This is a genomic window from Actinacidiphila polyblastidii (assembly GCF_036353415.1).
GTDB classification, from domain to species: domain Bacteria; phylum Actinomycetota; class Actinomycetes; order Streptomycetales; family Streptomycetaceae; genus Actinacidiphila; species Actinacidiphila polyblastidii.
This window is the reverse complement of record NZ_JAZEWV010000003.1, coordinates 147,551-164,414: the sequence shown is the minus strand read 5'-3', so window position 1 is coordinate 164,414 and position 16,864 is coordinate 147,551. Positions and strand designations below refer to the sequence as shown.

Annotated in this window: 15 protein-coding genes; 12 read left to right on the top strand and 3 right to left on the bottom strand. The window is 72.9% G+C overall.

The window, feature by feature from the left end:
- Positions 1–14 precede the first annotated feature (14 nt).
- The gene (locus tag V2S66_RS05875; protein ID WP_330793393.1) at positions 15–671 is read right to left on the bottom strand and encodes an MBL fold metallo-hydrolase; all 657 of its coding nucleotides are present in this window, start codon (positions 669–671) and stop codon (positions 15–17) included.
- Between the two features lie 4 nt (positions 672–675).
- Complete coding sequence (locus V2S66_RS05870) at positions 676–1,407, bottom strand: maleylpyruvate isomerase family mycothiol-dependent enzyme (RefSeq protein WP_330793392.1); 732 nt, start codon at positions 1,405–1,407, stop codon at positions 676–678.
- A 300-nt stretch (positions 1,408–1,707) separates the two neighbouring features.
- On the opposite strand from V2S66_RS05870, the gene uvrA reads away from it, so the two are divergent.
- From uvrA to V2S66_RS05815, 11 genes are all read left to right on the top strand, one after another.
- Positions 1,708–4,743 carry an excinuclease ABC subunit UvrA gene (gene uvrA / locus V2S66_RS05865; protein WP_330793391.1) on the top strand — a complete coding sequence of 1,012 codons (3,036 nt, stop codon included), beginning with the start codon at positions 1,708–1,710 and terminating at the stop codon, positions 4,741–4,743.
- Between the two features lie 165 nt (positions 4,744–4,908).
- A complete protein-coding gene (locus tag V2S66_RS05860; RefSeq protein ID WP_330793390.1) occupies positions 4,909–5,331 on the top strand; it encodes a Rieske (2Fe-2S) protein in 423 nt (140 codons plus the stop codon).
- Positions 5,332–5,424: 93 nt separating this feature from the next.
- On the top strand, positions 5,425–7,545 hold the full coding sequence (gene uvrC / locus V2S66_RS05855; RefSeq protein WP_330793389.1) for an excinuclease ABC subunit UvrC: 2,121 nt from the start codon (positions 5,425–5,427) through the stop codon (positions 7,543–7,545).
- Positions 7,542–8,468 carry an RNase adapter RapZ gene (rapZ, locus tag V2S66_RS05850; protein WP_413966304.1) on the top strand — a complete coding sequence of 309 codons (927 nt, stop codon included), beginning with the start codon at positions 7,542–7,544 and terminating at the stop codon, positions 8,466–8,468. The genes uvrC and rapZ overlap by 4 nt, the downstream gene beginning before the upstream one ends.
- 2 nt (positions 8,469–8,470) lie before the next feature.
- Positions 8,471–9,487, top strand: a complete 1,017-nt coding sequence (locus tag V2S66_RS05845; protein WP_330793572.1) for a gluconeogenesis factor YvcK family protein — start codon at positions 8,471–8,473, stop codon at positions 9,485–9,487.
- Entirely contained in the window at positions 9,478–10,455 is a 978-nt protein-coding gene (whiA, locus tag V2S66_RS05840; RefSeq protein WP_330793387.1) for a DNA-binding protein WhiA, read from the top strand. Before V2S66_RS05845 ends, whiA begins: the two co-directional genes overlap by 10 nt.
- A 241-nt stretch (positions 10,456–10,696) precedes the next feature.
- Positions 10,697–11,701, top strand: a complete 1,005-nt coding sequence (gene gap, locus V2S66_RS05835; protein ID WP_330793386.1) for a type I glyceraldehyde-3-phosphate dehydrogenase — start codon at positions 10,697–10,699, stop codon at positions 11,699–11,701.
- A 141-nt stretch (positions 11,702–11,842) separates the two neighbouring features.
- Entirely contained in the window at positions 11,843–13,057 is a 1,215-nt protein-coding gene (locus V2S66_RS05830) for a phosphoglycerate kinase (RefSeq protein ID WP_330793385.1), read from the top strand.
- Positions 13,058–13,065: 8 nt separating this feature from the next.
- Positions 13,066–13,848 carry a triose-phosphate isomerase gene (gene tpiA / locus V2S66_RS05825; protein WP_330793383.1) on the top strand — a complete coding sequence of 261 codons (783 nt, stop codon included), beginning with the start codon at positions 13,066–13,068 and terminating at the stop codon, positions 13,846–13,848.
- A gap of 113 nt (positions 13,849–13,961) precedes the next feature.
- Positions 13,962–14,198, top strand: coding sequence for a preprotein translocase subunit SecG (secG, locus tag V2S66_RS05820; protein WP_330793381.1), 237 nt, complete (start codon positions 13,962–13,964; stop codon positions 14,196–14,198).
- A gap of 207 nt (positions 14,199–14,405) precedes the next feature.
- A complete protein-coding gene (locus tag V2S66_RS05815) occupies positions 14,406–14,741 on the top strand; it encodes an RNA polymerase-binding protein RbpA (protein ID WP_073497103.1) in 336 nt (111 codons plus the stop codon).
- 114 nt (positions 14,742–14,855) lie between these two features.
- Here the strand turns inward: V2S66_RS05815 and V2S66_RS05810 are convergent, their stop codons facing one another.
- Entirely contained in the window at positions 14,856–15,725 is an 870-nt protein-coding gene (locus tag V2S66_RS05810; RefSeq protein WP_330793376.1) for a MurR/RpiR family transcriptional regulator, read from the bottom strand.
- Between the two features lie 71 nt (positions 15,726–15,796).
- Here V2S66_RS05810 and V2S66_RS05805 point away from each other — a divergent pair, with 71 nt between their 5' ends.
- The gene (locus tag V2S66_RS05805) at positions 15,797–16,780 is read left to right on the top strand and encodes an N-acetylglucosamine kinase (RefSeq protein WP_330793375.1); all 984 of its coding nucleotides are present in this window, start codon (positions 15,797–15,799) and stop codon (positions 16,778–16,780) included.
- Positions 16,781–16,864: the final 84 nt, after the last annotated feature.

Genomic DNA, 16,864 nt, shown 5'->3' with positions numbered 1-16,864 from the left:
GCGTCGGCGGCCGGCTACCAGCCGCGCTCGCGCCACTCCGCCAGGTGCGGGCGCTCGGCGCCCAGCGTGGTGTCGTTGCCGTGGCCCGGGTAGACCCACGTCTCGTCCGGCAGCACGTCGAAGAGCTTCGTGGTGACGCCGCCCAGCAGCGCGGCGAAGGCGGCCGGGTCGCCGCCGGTGTTGCCGACGCCGCCGGGGAACAGGCAGTCCCCGGTGAAGACGTGCGGGTGGCCGTGCGGGTCGTCGTAGACCAGCGCGATGCTCCCCGGCGTGTGGCCGACCAGGTGGCGGGCGGTCAGCCGCACCCGGCCGACCTGGACGGTGTCGCCGTCGCCGAGGGGCACGTCGGTGGCCACCGGGATGCCCTCCGCGTCGTCGCGGCCCGCGTGGGTGCGCGCGCCGGTCGCGTCGACCACCGCGCGCAGCGCCTGCCAGTGGTCGCCGTGCCGGTGGGTGGTCACCACCGCGACCAGGCCGTCGCCGCCGACCACCTCCAGCAGGGTGGCCGGTTCCGCGGCCGCGTCGATCAGCAGCTGCTCGTCCGTGGCGCGGCAGCGCAGCACGTACGCGTTGTTGTCCATCGCGCCGACCGCCACCTTGGTGATGATCAGATCCGGCAGTTCGTGCACGTCGGGCGTGCCGCCGACGGAGACCTCTCCCGTGTACCCCATGCCGTCAGCCTAGCGGCGGCAGCACCGGCAGCGGCCCCGGCGGGTCGGCCGTCAGGCCCTCGCCCGCACTGCGCCCGGTCACCCACGCGACCAGCGCCGCGGTGTCGCCGGCCACCGTCACCTCGGGCTCCGCCGCCGCCCCCGCGGTCCACTTCTCGCCGCTGGAGGTGTCGTGCAGCCGCACCGCCGCGACGCCCTCGTGGCCGCACAGCCCGTCCAGCACCCAGGCCAGCTCGCGGGCCGCGAAGTCCGCGGGCAGGTCGGCGCAGCCGACCCCGGCGTCCAGGTCCACGGTGTGCAGCCGCAGCTCGATCAGCCGCCGCCAGGGGATCTCGGCGGCGGCGACGACCCGCCCGCCGCGCAGCGCCACCTGCGCCGCCCACGCCGACGGCGGCAGCGCCGCGACCGCCTGCGCCAGCCGGTCGGCGGCCGCCCGCAGGTCGGCGAGCTGCTCCTCCCGCGGCCTGCCCGCGCCCTGCTCGATGGCGCGGTCGCGGGCGCCCGCCTCGCCGTACATCGGCGTCTCGTCGCCGGTGCGGGCCCAGGTGAGAAGGTTCACGAAGCCGTCGGCGTTGCGGGCCAGGTGGGTGAGGACGTGGCCGCGGGTCCAGCCGGGCAGCAGGGAGGGGCCGGCGAGCGCGCCCTCGGGCAGCGCGGCGACCGTGTCGATGGCGTGCGCGGTGGCTTCGGCCACCGCGGCGGTGTCGTGGACCGGATCGGGTCGTTGGACGGTCACAGGGCCTCCCGCGCTGGCCGCAGAACGGATGGAGCACCGGATGGGTGCCGATGGATGCTGGTGGGTGCCGGTGGGGATGGTCGCAGGTGATCCCCACCGACGCTAGCGCGCGGCACACGATCGGGTGAACATGGCGGCGCGAGTCCGTTAATCGAAAGCGCGTGCTATACGCTCGACCGTGCTGCCGCAGTACGACCGCCCTCGCCGGGCCGGACGGCAGCGGGAACCGCAAGTGGAAGAAATGCCGACGCCACCCCGTTTAGGCTGACTGGGGGGTGCCGTCCCCCACTCCTATGAAAGGTGCGCACTGGCGTGGCCGATCGACTCACCGTCCGTGGCGCTCGCGAGCACAATCTGAAGAACGTGTCGCTCGACCTGCCCCGGGACTCGCTCATCGTGTTCACCGGCCTGTCCGGTTCCGGCAAGTCCTCGCTGGCGTTCGACACGATCTTCGCCGAGGGCCAGCGCCGCTACGTGGAGTCACTGTCCTCGTACGCCCGGCAGTTCCTCGGGCAGATGGACAAGCCCGACGTCGACTTCATCGAGGGCCTGTCGCCGGCCGTCTCGATCGACCAGAAGTCCACCTCGCGCAACCCGCGCTCCACGGTCGGCACCATCACCGAGGTCTACGACTACCTCCGGCTGCTCTTCGCCCGCATCGGCAAGCCGCACTGCCCGGAGTGCGGCCGGCCGATCGCCCGGCAGTCGCCCCAGGCGATCGTGGACCGGGTGCTGGAGCTGGAGGAGGGCAGCCGCTTCCAGGTGCTGTCCCCGCTGGTCCGCGAGCGCAAGGGCGAGTTCGTCGACCTCTTCGCCGACCTGCAGACCAAGGGCTACAGCAGGGCCCGGGTGGACGGCGCGACCGTACAGCTCACCGACCCGCCGAAGCTGAAGAAGCAGGAGAAGCACACCATCGAGGTGGTCATCGACCGCCTCACCGTCAAGGAGAGCGCCAAGCGCCGGCTCACCGACTCGGTGGAGACCGCGCTCGGCCTGTCCGGCGGCATGGTCATCCTGGACTTCGTCGACCTGGCGGAGGACGACCCGCAGCGCGAGCGGATGTTCTCCGAGCACCTGTACTGCCCGTACGACGACCTGTCGTTCGAGGAGCTGGAGCCGCGCTCCTTCTCCTTCAACTCGCCCTTCGGCGCCTGCCCCGACTGCACCGGCATCGGCTCCCGCATGGAGGTCGACCCCGAGCTGATCGTGCCGGACGAGGAGAAGTCGCTCGACGAGGGCGCCATCGCGCCGTGGACCGGCGGCATGTCCAAGGGCTACTTCGACCGCCTGGTGGACGGCCTCGCCACCGAGCTGGGCTTCCGCACCGACATCCCCTTCGCCGGGCTGCCCGCCCGCGCCAGGAAGGCCCTGCTCTACGGCCACAAGTCCGAGGTCAGGGTCGCGTACAAGAACCGGTACGGCCGCGAGCGGGTCTACAACGCCCAGTTCGAGGGCGCGATCCCGTTCGTCAAGCGGCGCCACCAGGACTCCGAGAGCGACTCCAGCCGGGAGCGCTTCGAGGGGTACATGCGCGAGGTGCCCTGCCCGACGTGCCACGGCAGCCGGCTCAAGCCGATCGTGCTGGCCGTCACGGTGATGGACCGCTCGATCGCCGACATCTCCGCGATGTCGATCAGCGACTGCGCGGAGTTCCTGGGCGCCATGAAGCTGGACGCCCGCGACAAGAAGATCGCCGAGCGGGTGCTCAAGGAGGTCAACGAGCGGCTGCGGTTCCTGGTCGACGTGGGCCTGGACTACCTCTCGCTGAACCGCGCCGCGGGCACCCTGTCCGGCGGCGAGGCCCAGCGCATCCGGCTGGCCACCCAGATCGGCTCCGGCCTGGTCGGCGTCCTGTACGTGCTGGACGAGCCCTCCATCGGCCTGCACCAGCGCGACAACCACCGGCTGATCGAGACCCTGGTCCGGCTGCGCGACCTCGGCAACACGCTGATCGTCGTCGAGCACGACGAGGACACCATCAAGACCGCCGACTGGGTGGTGGACATCGGCCCCGGCGCCGGCGAGCACGGCGGCAAGGTCGTCCACTCCGGCTCGCTCAAGGAGCTGCTGGTCAACGAGGAGTCCCTGACCGGCCAGTACCTGGCCGGCAAGCGGTCCATCCCCACCCCCGAGCTGCGCCGGCCGATCGACCGCAAGCGGCGGCTGACCGTGCACGGCGCCCGCGAGCACAACCTGCAGGACATCGACGTGGCCTTCCCGCTCGGTGTGCTCACCGCGGTCACCGGCGTCTCCGGCTCCGGCAAGTCCACGCTGGTCAACGACATCCTCTACACCCACCTGGCCCGCGAGCTGAACGGCGCGCGCGCCGTCCCCGGCCGGCACACCCGGGTCGACGGCGACGACCTGGTGGACAAGGTCGTGCACGTCGACCAGTCGCCGATCGGCCGCACCCCGCGGTCCAACCCGGCCACCTACACCGGTGTCTTCGACCACGTCCGGCGGCTGTTCGCCGAGACGATGGAGGCCAAGGTCCGCGGCTACCTGCCCGGCCGGTTCTCCTTCAACGTCAAGGGCGGCCGCTGCGAGAACTGCGCGGGCGACGGCACCATCAAGATCGAGATGAACTTCCTCCCGGACGTCTACGTCCCGTGCGAGGTGTGCCACGGCGCCCGGTACAACCGGGAGACGCTGGAGGTGCACTACAAGGGCAAGTCCATCGCCGAGGTGCTGGACATGCCCATCGAGGAGGCGCTCGACTTCTTCGAGGCGGTCCCGACCATCGCCCGCCACCTGCGCACCCTGCACGAGGTCGGGCTCGGGTACGTCCGGCTCGGCCAGTCCGCGCCGACGCTGTCCGGCGGCGAGGCGCAGCGCGTCAAGCTCGCCTCCGAGCTGCAGAAGCGCTCCACCGGCCGGACCGTCTACGTGCTGGACGAACCGACCACAGGTCTGCACTTCGAGGACATCAGCAAGCTCATCAGGGTGCTGTCCGGGCTGGTCGACAAGGGCAACACGGTGGTCGTCATCGAGCACAACCTCGACGTCATCAAGACCGCCGACTGGGTGATCGACATGGGCCCCGAGGGCGGCGGCGGCGGCGGTCTCGTGGTCGCCGAGGGCACCCCGGAGCAGATCGCCGGCGTCCCGGCCAGCCACACCGGCAAGTTCCTGCGGGACATCCTGAGCCCCGACGCGGTCAGTGACGCGGCGGTGCCCGCGCCCCGCAAGCGGGCGACCACGGCCAAGACCGCGACCGGCAAGGCGGCGGCCGCGAAGGCCGCGACGGCCAGGACCACGGCCGCCAAGGCCGCGACCGCCAAGTCGGCGAAGAAGACCGCGGCGCCCAGGAAGCGGGCGGCCGGCAAGGCGTCATGACCGCCGGACGGCGGCCGCCGGGCACCATGGTGGCCGCCGCACCGGCCGGCCCTTCGCCGGCCGCGGGCGGGTGGGGCTCCGAGGGGACCGGCAGGGTCGGCGCATAGAGTCGGGGGGCAAGATCCGGGCGGCTCCGCCGCCCGCCCCGTACCTCCTGGAGTGCACATGTCCACCGAACTCCCCGCCCGCCGCCGGACCGTCCTGCGCGGCGCCGCCCTCGCCTCGGTCGCCGGCGCCGCCGGCGCCGGTCTCACCGCCTGCGGCGCCAAGAAGAGCGGATCGTCGGACGGTCCGACCGCGGCCACCGACCTCGGCGCGGCGACGCAGGTCCCGGTCGGCGGCGCCCGGATCTTCCGTGAGGACAAGGTCGTGGTGTCGCAGCCGACGCAGGGCAGCTTCAAGGCGTTCAGCGCGGTCTGCACCCACCAGGGCTGCGTGCTGGACTCGGTGGACGGCACCACCGTCTCCTGCCCCTGCCACGGCAGCCAGTTCGACGCCGAGACCGGCGCGGTGGTCCAGGGCCCGGCGACCAGGGCGCTGCCCACCGTGAAGGTGGCCGAGGCGGGCGGCCGGCTGACCGCGGGCTGACCCGGGCCGCGCACCGCCGGGCGACCCCGACGTACCCCTGGGCGACCGGCGGCGGGACCGGAGATGTCGCGCCTCGCCAGTAGGGTGGGAGACATGGCAGACCCCAGCACGTACCGACCGAAGCCGGGCCAGATCCCCGACTCTCCCGGGGTCTACAAGTTCCGGGACGAGCACCGCCGGGTGATCTACGTGGGCAAGGCGAAGAGCCTGCGCGCGCGGCTGTCCTCGTACTTCCAGGACATCGCCAACCTGCACCAGCGGACCGCCACGATGGTCACCACCGCGGCCTCCGTGGAGTGGACGGTGGTCTCCACCGAGGTCGAGGCGCTGCAGCTGGAGTACTCCTGGATCAAGGAGTTCGACCCGCGGTTCAACGTCAAGTACCGCGACGACAAGAGCTATCCGTCGCTGGCCGTGACGATGAACGAGGAGTTCCCGCGGGTCCAGGTGATGCGCGGCCCCAAGCGCAAGGGCGTCCGCTACTTCGGCCCCTACGCGCACGCGTGGGCCATCCGGGAGACGGTCGACCTGCTGCTGCGCGTCTTCCCGGTCCGCACCTGTTCCGCCGGGGTGTTCAAGCGCTCCGCGCAGATCGGCCGCCCCTGCCTGCTCGGCTACATCGGCAAGTGCTCGGCGCCCTGCGTCGGCCGGGTCAGCCCCGAGGAGCACCGTGAACTCGCCGAGGAGTTCAGCGACTTCATGGCCGGCCACGCCGGCACGTACCTGCGCCGGCTGGAACAGCGGATGAAGGACGCGGCCGCCGCCATGGAGTACGAGCAGGCGGCGCGGCTGCGCGACGACCTGGAGGCGCTGCGCCGCGCCATGGAGAAGAACGCGGTGGTGCTCGCCGACGCCACCGACGCCGACCTGATCGCGGTCGCCGAGGACGAACTCGAAGCGGCCGTGCAGATCTTCCACGTCCGCGGCGGCCGGGTGCGCGGCCAGCGCGGCTGGGTCACCGACAAGGTCGAGGCGGTCGACACCGCGGGCCTGGTCGAGCACGCCGTCCAGCAGCTCTACGGCGACGAGAGCGGCGACGCCGAGCAGTCCGGCGGCAGTGGCGGCGTGCCCCGCGAGGTGCTGGTCCCGGCGCTGCCCGAGCCGGTCGAGCCGCTCGCCCAGTGGCTCTCCGAGCGGCGCGGCTCGCAGGTCAGCCTGCGGGTGCCGCAACGCGGCGACAAGAAGGACCTGATGGCCACCGTGCAGCGCAACGCGCAGCAGGCGCTCGCGCTGCACAAGACCAAGCGCGCCTCCGACCTCACCACGCGCTCGCGCGCGCTGGAGGAGATCGCCGCGGCCCTGGACCTGGACACCGCGCCGCTGCGCATCGAGTGCTACGACATCAGCCATCTGCAGGGCGACGACGTGGTGGCCTCGATGGTCGTCTTCGAGGACGGGCTGTCCCGCAAGAGCGAGTACCGGCGCTTCCAGATCAAGTCGTTCGCCGGCCAGGACGACGTCCGGTCCATGCACGAGGTGATCTCCCGCCGCTTCCGCCGCTACCTCCAGGAGAAGCAGCGGACCAGCGAGTGGGAGCAGCAGCCCGCGGCGACCGGCGAGGTCGCGGCGAACGGTGCGCCCGCGGCGGACCGGGAGGCCGCGCCGAGCGGCGAGGCCGTGGAGGCGGTGGGCGGGCCCATCGACCCGGACACCGGCCGGCCGCGCAAGTTCGCCTACCCGCCGCAGCTCGTGGTGGTCGACGGCGGGCAGCCGCAGGTCGCCGCGGCACGCCGGGCGCTGGAGGAGCTGGGCATAGACGACGTCGCCGTCTGCGGCCTGGCCAAGCGCCTGGAGGAGGTCTGGGTGCCCGGCGAGGACGACCCGGTGATCCTGCCCCGCACCAGCGAGGGCCTGTACCTGCTGCAGCGGGTGCGGGACGAGGCCCACCGCTTCGCCATCTCCTACCAGCGCAGCAAGCGCTCCAAGTCGATGAAGGCCGGCGCGCTGGACGCGGTGCCCGGACTCGGCGACACCCGCAGGCAGGCCCTGCTCAAGCACTTCGGCTCGCTCAAGCGGCTGCGCGCGGCGACCGTCGAGGAGATCTGCCAGGTCCCCGGGATCGGCCGCCACACGGCGGAGACGGTCGCCGCGGCCCTGGCGTCCGCGGCTCCGGCCGCACCCGCGGTGAACACCGCGACCGGCGAGATCATCGAGGACAGCGACGGGGCGACCCCCACGGCGACCCCGTCCGACCATCGGGGGAACAGCACATGAGCGAGCAGGACGAACAGGACGTCACCCATATGACCGGCGGAGGAGCGGGCGAGGCCGCGGAGGCCATCCCCGAACTGGTGATCATCTCCGGCATGTCCGGAGCCGGCCGCAGCACCGCGGCGAAGTGCCTGGAGGACCTCGGCTGGTTCGTGGTCGACAACCTCCCGCCGGCGCTCATTCCCACCATGGTCGACCTCGGCGCCCGCTCGCAGGGCAACGTGGCGCGGATCGCGGTGGTCGTGGACGTCCGCGGCCGGCAGTTCTTCGACAACCTCCGCGAGTCCCTCGCGGACCTGGCGACCCGCAGCGTCAAGCGGCGGGTGATCTTCCTCGAGGCGTCCGACGACGCGCTGGTCCGCCGGTTCGAGTCGGTCCGCCGCCCGCACCCGCTGCAGGGCTCGGGCCGGATCGTGGACGGCATCGCCGCCGAGCGCGACCTGCTGCGCGAACTGCGCGGCGACGCCGACCTGGTGATCGACACCTCCAGCCTCAACGTGCACGAGCTGCGGGCCAAGCTCGACGCGCAGTTCGCCGGCGAGGAGGAGCCGGAACTCCGGGCCACCGTGATGTCGTTCGGATTCAAGTACGGGCTGCCCGTCGACGCCGACCTGGTGGTGGACTGCCGCTTCCTGCCCAACCCGCACTGGGTGCCGGAGCTGCGCCCCTTCACCGGGCTCAACGACGAGGTCGCCACGTACGTGTTCAACCAGCCCGGCGCCAAGGAGTTCCTGGACCGGTACGCCGAGCTGCTGCACATCATCGCGGCGGGCTACCGTCGCGAGGGCAAGCGGTACGTGACCATCGCGGTCGGCTGTACCGGCGGCAAGCACCGCAGCGTGGCCATGTCGGAACGGCTCTCGGCGCGGCTGGCGGCGGACGGAGTGGAGACGGTGACGGTGCACAGGGACATGGGGCGCGAGTGATCATGACGGGTCGGCGGCGGCGCCGTACGGGACGTACCGGTACGGGCCGCCGCGCCGGGGTGCCGCCGAAGGTGGTCGCCCTCGGCGGCGGCCACGGCCTCGCCGCCTCGCTCGCCGCGCTGCGCCGGATCACCGGCGACCTGACCGCGGTGGTCACGGTGGCCGACGACGGCGGCTCCAGCGGGCGGCTGCGCACCGAGATGGGGGTGCTGCCGCCCGGCGACCTGCGCAAGGCGCTGGCCGCGCTGTGCGGCGACGACGAGTGGGGCCGCACCTGGGCCAAGGTCGTCCAGCACCGCTTCGTCAGCGGCGGCGACCTGCACGGCCACGCGGTCGGCAACCTGCTCATCGTCGCCCTGTGGGAACAGCTCAACGACGAGGTGGCCGCGCTGGAGTGGGTCGGCCGGCTGCTCGGCGCGCACGGCCGGGTGCTGCCGATGTCCGCGGTGCCGCTGGACCTGCACGCCATCGTCCGCGGCCACGACCCGGCCGACCCCGACGCCGTCTCGACGGTGCGCGGCCAGGCGACGGTCGCGCTGACCCCCGGCGAGGTGCAGGAGGTCCAGTTGGTGCCGGCCGACCCGCCGGCGGTGCCGGAGGCCGTCCAGGCGGTGCTGGACGCCGACTGGGTGGTGCTCGGCCCCGGCTCCTGGTTCTCCTCGGTCATCCCGCACCTGCTGGTCCCGGAGTTGGCCGACGCGCTGATGACGACCAGGGCGCGCCGGGTGCTCACGCTGAACCTCGCGCCGCAACCCGGCGAGACCGAAGGATTTTCTCCGCAGCGTCACTTGGAGGTTTTGGGCCGACACGCCCCTAAACTCACCATCGACGTGGTTCTCGCCGACGAGGCCGCCGTACCCGACCGATCCAGCCTCGAAGAGGCCGCGGAGCGGTTGGGCGCCACGGTCGAGCTCGCGCCGGTCGCCGCCCCCGACGGGCCGCGGCACGACCCGGAGTCGTTGGCCGCCGCGTATGACCGGATTTTTCGTATGCGTGGAAGGATCGGCCCATGGCGATGACGGCAGCGGTGAAGGACGAGATCTCCCGGCTTCCCGTCACCCGGACCTGCTGCCGCAAGGCGGAGGTCTCGTCGATCCTGCGCTTCGCGGGCGGCCTCCACCTGGTGAGCGGCCGGATCGTGATCGAGGCGGAGCTGGACACCGGGATCGCGGCGCGACGGCTGCGCAAGGACATCCTGGAGATCTTCGGCCACGCCTCGGACCTGGTGGTGATGGCCCCCGGCGGGCTGCGCCGCGGCAGCCGGTACGTGGTCAGGGTCGTCGCGGGCGGCGACCAGCTGGCCCGGCAGACCGGCCTGGTGGACGGCCGCGGCCGCCCGATCCGCGGGCTGCCCCCGCAGGTGGTCTCCGGCGCGACGTGCGACGCGGAGGCGGCCTGGCGCGGCGCCTTCCTCGCCCACGGCTCGCTGACCGAGCCCGGCCGCTCGTCGTCGCTCGAGGTGACCTGCCCCGGCCCTGAGGCGGCGCTGGCGCTGGTCGGCGCGGCCCGCAGGCTGCAGATCCCGGCCAAGGCCCGCGAGGTGCGCAACGTGGACCGGGTGGTGGTCAGGGACGGCGACGCGATCGGCGCGCTGCTCACCCGGCTCGGCGCCCACGACTCGGTGCTGGCCTGGGAGGAGCGGCGGATGCGCCGCGAGGTGCGGGCCACCGCGAACCGGCTGGCCAACTTCGACGACGCGAACCTGCGCCGCTCCGCGCGCGCCGCGGTCGCCGCGGGCGCCCGGGTACAGCGCGCGCTGGAGATCCTCGGCGAGGAGGTGCCCGAGCACCTCGCGGCGGCCGGCCGGCTGCGGATGGACCACAAGCAGGCGTCGCTGGAGGAGTTGGGCTCCCTCGCGGAGCCGCCGCTGACCAAGGACGCGGTGGCCGGCCGGATCAGGCGGCTGCTCGCGATGGCCGACAAGCGGGCCTCCGACCTCGGGATGCCGGGCACCGAGGCGAGCCTCACCGAGGAGATGGTGGGCTGACCGCCCCCCTGCGACCCCCGCGCCCCCCTGCGGCCCGCACCGCACCGCAGCGACGCCGCGCCGCCCCCGGTCGCCCGCGGCCTCGGGGCCCGGTCCCGGACCGGGCCGCCGGCGCCGCCCGGGGGGTGGCCGGCCGATGTCACCCCGCGCACCTCGGCGAGGTAGGGTCAGCAGTGGTCGGGGACATCCCATATTTCGCAGCCGGAGAGGGACTCCGGCGAATGAGCGAGGAGATCGGTTCGTGACGATCCGGGTAGGCATCAACGGCTTCGGCCGCATCGGGCGTAACTTCTTCCGCGCCATCCTGGAGCAGGGTGCGGACATCGAGATCGTGGCGGTCAACGACCTGGGTGACACCGCGACCACGGCGCACCTGCTGAAGTACGACACCATCCTGGGGCGCCTCAAGGCCGAGGTCACCCACACCGCCGACACCATCACCGTCGACGGCCGCACCATCAAGGTGCTGGCCGAGCGCGACCCCGCCGCCATCAAGTGGGGCGAGCTGGGCGTCGACGTGGTGATCGAGTCGACGGGCATCTTCACCAAGGCCGCCGACGCCGGCAAGCACCTCGCCGGCGGCGCGAAGAAGGTCATCATCTCGGCGCCCGCCACCGACGAGGACATCACCATCGTCATGGGCGTCAACCAGGACAAGTACGAACCCGCCAAGCACAACATCATCTCCAACGCCTCCTGCACCACGAACTGCGTGGCGCCGATGGCGAAGGTGCTGCTGGAGAACTTCGGCATCGTCAAGGGCCTGATGACGACGGTCCACGCGTACACGAACGACCAGCGGATCCTGGACTTCCCGCACAAGGACCTGCGCCGCGCCCGCGCCGCCGCGGAGAACATCATCCCGACCACCACGGGAGCCGCGAAGGCCACCGCGCTGGTCATCCCCGAGCTCCAGGGCAAGCTCGACGGCATGGCCATGCGGGTGCCGGTGCCGACCGGCTCGGTCACCGACCTGGTGGTCGACCTCGAGCGCGAGGTCACCAAGGACGAGGTCAACGCGGCCTTCCAGAAGGCGGCCGAGGGCCAGCTCAAGGGCCTGCTGGAGTACACCGAGGACGCCATCGTCTCCTCGGACATCGTCAACACCCCGGCGTCGTGCACCTTCGACTCCTCCCTGACCATGGTCCAGGGCAAGACCGTGAAGGTCATCGGCTGGTACGACAACGAGTGGGGCTACTCCAACCGCCTCGTGGACCTCGCGGTCTACGTCGGCGGTCAGCTCTGATCGCGCGGCACCGCAGCAGACACCGCACAGCGAGGTGAGTGACAGGGTCCGGACCGGGCGCGAGGGCGCGCCCACCGGGCCCTGTTCGCATGCCGCGTCCGCACACCCCAGTCGTACCCGCATCCACAGGAGACCGTGAAGATGAAGACGATCGACGACCTGATCGCGCAGGGGCAGGTCGAAGGCCGGCGGGTGTTCGTCCGCGCCGACCTGAACGTGCCGCTGTCGGGCGGCGAGATCACCGACGACGGGCGCATCCGCGCCGCCGTCCCCACCATCACCCGGCTCGCCGAGGCCGGCGCGAAGGTGATCGTCGCCTCCCACCTGGGCCGCCCCAAGGGCGAGCCCGACCCGCAGTTCTCGCTCGCGCCGGTCGCCGCACGCCTCGGCGAACTGCTCGGCGCCGAGGTCGCCTTCGCCGCCGACACCGTGGGCGACAGCGCCCGCGCGACGGTCGACGCGCTGCCCGCGGGGCGGGTCGCGCTGCTGGAGAACCTGCGCTTCAACGCCGGGGAGACCGCCAAGGACGACGCCGAGCGCGGCGCCTTCGCCGACGAACTGGCCGCGCTCGCCGACACCTACGTCGGCGACGGCTTCGGCGCGGTGCACCGCAAGCACGCCTCCGTCTACGACCTCCCGGCCCGGCTCCCGCACGCCGCGGGCGGTCTGATCGCGACCGAGGTCGGGGTGCTGAAGAAGCTCACCGAGGACGTCGCCCGGCCGTACGCCGTGGTGCTCGGCGGCTCGAAGGTCTCCGACAAGCTCGGCGTCATCGACCACCTGCTGGAGAAGGCCGACCGCATCCTGGTCGGCGGCGGCATGGTCTTCACCTTCCTCAAGGCGCAGGGCCACGAGGTCGGCAAGAGCCTGCTCCAGGAGGACCAGCTGCCGGCCGTCCGCGAGTACCTGGAGCGGGCGAAGGCCAAGGGCGTGGAGTTCGTGCTGCCGGTCGACGTGATCGGCGCCACGGAGTTCCCCGACCTGAAGACCAAGGCGCCCTCCTCGCCGGTCACCGCGGCCGCGGACGCCATCCCGGCGGACCTGATCGGCCTGGACATCGGCCCGCGGTCGCGCACGCTCTTCGCCGAGAAGCTGGCCGACGCCGCCACCGTGTTCTGGAACGGCCCGATGGGCGTCTTCGAGCACCCCGACTTCGCCGACGGCACCCGCGCGGTCGCGCAGGCGCTGATCGACAGCCCCGGCTTCACCGTGGTCGGCGGCGGCGACTCCGCCGCGGCGGTGCGCATCCTCGGCTTCGACGAGAACGCTTTCGGCCATATTTCCACCGGCGGCGGCGCCAGCCTGGAATACCTCGAAGGCAAGACCCTGCCCGGTCTCGCCGCACTGGAGAAGTGACAGCAGCCATGACTGAGAGCACCCGCACCCCGCTGATGGCGGGCAACTGGAAGATGAACCTCAACCACCTCGAGGCCATCGCACACGTCCAGAAGCTCGCCTTCGCGCTCACCGACAAGGACTTCGCCGAGGTCGAGGTGGCCGTCCTGACGCCCTTCACCGACCTGCGGTCCGTGCAGACCCTCGTCGACGGCGACAGGCTGAAGATCAAGTACGGCGCGCAGGACATCTCCGCGCACGACTCCGGCGCCTACACCGGTGAGACCTCCGGCCCGATGCTGGCCAAGCTGAAGTGCGCGTACGTCGCCGTCGGGCACTCCGAGCGGCGCCAGTACCACGCCGAGGACGACGCCGTCGTCAACGCCAAGGTGAAGGCGGCCTTCAAGCACGGCCTGACCCCGATCCTGTGCGTCGGCGAGGGCCTGGACGTGCGCAAGGCCGGCCAGCAGGTCCCCTACACCCTCGCCCAGCTCGACGGCGCCCTCAAGGGCGTGGCCGCCGAGCAGGCCGCGACCGTCGTGGTCGCCTACGAGCCGGTCTGGGCGATCGGCACCGGCGAGGTCGCCACCCCCGAGGACGCCCAGGAGGTCTGCGGGGCGATCCGCGGCCGGCTGGCCGAGCTGTACGACCAGGCGCTGGCCGACGGCGTTCGCATCCAGTACGGCGGCTCGGTCAAGGCCGGCAACGTGGCCGCGATCATGGCCCAGCCGGACGTGGACGGCGCCCTGGTGGGCGGGGCCGCGCTGGACGCCGAGGAGTTCGTCAAGATCGTCCGCTTCCGCGACCAGTGAACTCCGCCGGACAGTGAAGTACCCTGGCGGGGCCGGACGGCGTCACCGTGCCGCCCGGCCCCGTGCCGTATCCGTGTAGTGCCGTCCTTGCAGTCGAGAGAGTTGGTCCAGCCGTGGTCATCGGGTTCTCCATCGCCCTCATCGTTTTCAGCCTGCTGCTCCTGCTGCTCGTGCTCATGCACAAGGGGAAGGGCGGCGGCCTCTCGGACATGTTCGGCGGTGGCATGCAGTCCTCCGTCGGCGGCTCCTCGGTGGCCGAGCGCAACCTCGACCGCATCACGGTGGTCATCGGGCTGCTCTGGTTCGCCTGCATCATCACGCTCGGCCTGGTGATGAAGTTCCAGAAGTAGGCGGGAGCGTGCTGCGCGCGAGGTCCGATTCCCGCCCTTTCGGGGAGAATTGACGCCCCGTCGTGAACGCGACTTATCCAGGACTTATCATGGAAGCGCGTCTTGGGATACCGTGCCCTTTCCCCGCTTCGCGCGGGGGGTACGAACGGTCTCCGTAGGGGCGACCTCGCAGCACGACGCAGCACCATCACGCAGGGAGTTACGACCGTGGCAAGTGGCAACGCGATCCGAGGCAGTCGGGTCGGAGCGGGGCCGATGGGAGAGGCCGAGCGCGGCGAGTCCGCGCCGCGGCTGCGCATCTCCTTCTGGTGCTCCAACGGGCATGAGACCCAGCCCAGCTTCGCCAGCGACGCGCAGATCCCGGAGACCTGGGACTGCCCCCGCTGCGGCTTCCCGGCCGGGCAGGACGAGGAGAACCCGCCGGCGCCGCCGCGGACCGAGCCCTACAAGACGCACCTGGCGTACGTACGGGAGCGCCGCTCGGCCGCCGACGGCGAGGCGATCCTCGCCGAGGCGCTCGCCAAGCTCCGCGGCGAGATCTAGCGACCGACGGCCGGCAGCCGCGCCCTTCCGCGCGGACGCCGGCCTTTTCGGCTTCCACGGGCCGCACGGGTCGCCGGTCGGCCGCCGAAGGGTCGCCGGAGCCGGTCCGGCGGCTCAGCGCCGGCGGGGGCGGGCCGCGTGGCCGTCGGCGATGTGGGACGTCAACGCGATGGACGCGGTCGCGCGCTCGTAGGTGAGCTGGGCCACGCGCGCGTACAGGCAGTCCACGATGAGCAGCACCGAGTGCCGGGTGCCGAAGTTGCCCCGCCGGAAGCTCGTCTCGCCGGAGAAGGACGTCAGCCTCACGTCCGCGGCCTGGGCGACGGGCGAGCGCAGGTCGCCGGTGACGGCCACGGTCGCGGCGCCGCGCTCCGCGGCCAGCAGCAGCGGCTCCAGGACCTCGCGGGTGGCGCCGGAGTGGGAGACCGCCACGACCGCGTCCGAGGGCGTCAGCAGCGCCGCTGAGGTCTCCGCGGCGTGCACCTCGGTCCAGGCGTGGGCGGCGCAGCCGATGCCGAAGAGCCGGGCCTGCATCTCGTGGGCGACGATCCCCGAGCCGCCCACCCCGTACACGTCGATCCTGCGGGCCCTGGCCAGCGCCTGGGCGGCCCGTTCCAGCGCCTCCCGGTCGAGCAGCTCCGCGGTGTGCCGCAGCGCCCGCAGATCGGCCTCCGCGACCACGCCGATGACCTGGTCGAGAGCGTCGTCGGGGCCGATCTGCGGGCCGAGCGCGGCGCTCGGCGGCTCCTCCGCCTCGGCCCTGCCCTGCTCCTGCGCCAGCTCGATCAGCAGCTGCTGGTAGGACTCCAGGCCCAGCGCGCGGCAGAACCGGGTCACGGTGGCCTGCGAGGTGCCGGTGCGGCGGCCCAGCTCGGCCGCCGAGCCGTGGGTGGCCGCGGCCGGGTCGGCGAGCACCAGCTCGCCCACCTTGCGCAGCGACCCGGACATCCGGGGCAGCTCGGAGCGGATCCGGGCGGTGATCATGACGGCTCGTCTCCTCGGGTGGTCCCGTTCGGGCTTGTGCGCGGTGAATACTTCAACCACCATGCGGGGTGATGAGTGAAATCTACAACCGGCCGCTGGTGATCGGCATCGACGCGGGCGGCACCAGCAGCCGGGCCTGCCTGGCCGAGGCGCGGATCGGCGGCGCGGTGCTCGGCCGCGGCGCCGGCGGCCCCGGGAACGCGCTGACCGTCGGCCGCGCCGACCTGACCCGGCATCTGACCGACGCGGTCGCCGGCGCGGTGCCGCCCGGCCTTCGCGGCCAAGTGGCGGCGGTCTTCGGCGGCTTCGCCGGCGCCGCCGAGGGCCTGGGCGGTGAGCGCGGCCACGGGCTCGCGGTGTCCTGCCTGCGCGACGCGCTCGCCGCGAACGGCATCACCGGCGCGGCCGTCGGCGTCGGCGGCGACACCGAGGTCGCGCTGGCCTCCGCGCCCGGCGCGCCGGCGGACGGGCTGGTGCTGATCGCCGGCACCGGGGCGATCAGCACCCGGCTGACGGGCGGCCGTCGGGCCGCCGTGGTCGACGGCCACGGCTGGCTGCTCGGCGACGAGGGCAGCGGCTACTGGCTGGGCGGCCACGCGGTGCGCCGCGCGCTGGAGGCGCTCGACGGGCGCGGGCCGTGGACCGCGCTGGTCGGCCTGGTCGCCGCGCACTACCTGGGGGAGCAGGCCGCGGGCGTCGGTCCCGCCGCCGGCTTCGAGCGCCGCCACGAACTGGGCGAGGGCATCGTCACCCGGGCCTACGGCGAGCCGCCGGCCGCCCTCGCGCGGCTCAGCCGGGCGGCCGTCACAGCGGCCGGGCAGGGCGACGAAGCCGCGCTGCGGCTGCTCGACGAGGCGGCCGGGCTGCTGGCCGGCACGGTCGCCGCGCTGGGCCCGCGGGCCGGCGAGCCGCTGGTGCTGACCGGCGGCCTGCTCGGCCCGGAGGGCCCGCTGCTCTCGCGCGTCACCGCCCGGCTGGCCGGACACGCGCTGCACCTGCATCCGACCTCCGACGGCACCACGGGCGCCGCCGCACTCGCCTGCCGGCTGCGCTGACCGCCGGCGACCGCCGGCGGCCGGCCCGCCAGCCTCCTTGACGTCCAGCGTTGGTTCGATGTTTCATCGACATGTCATACGGTT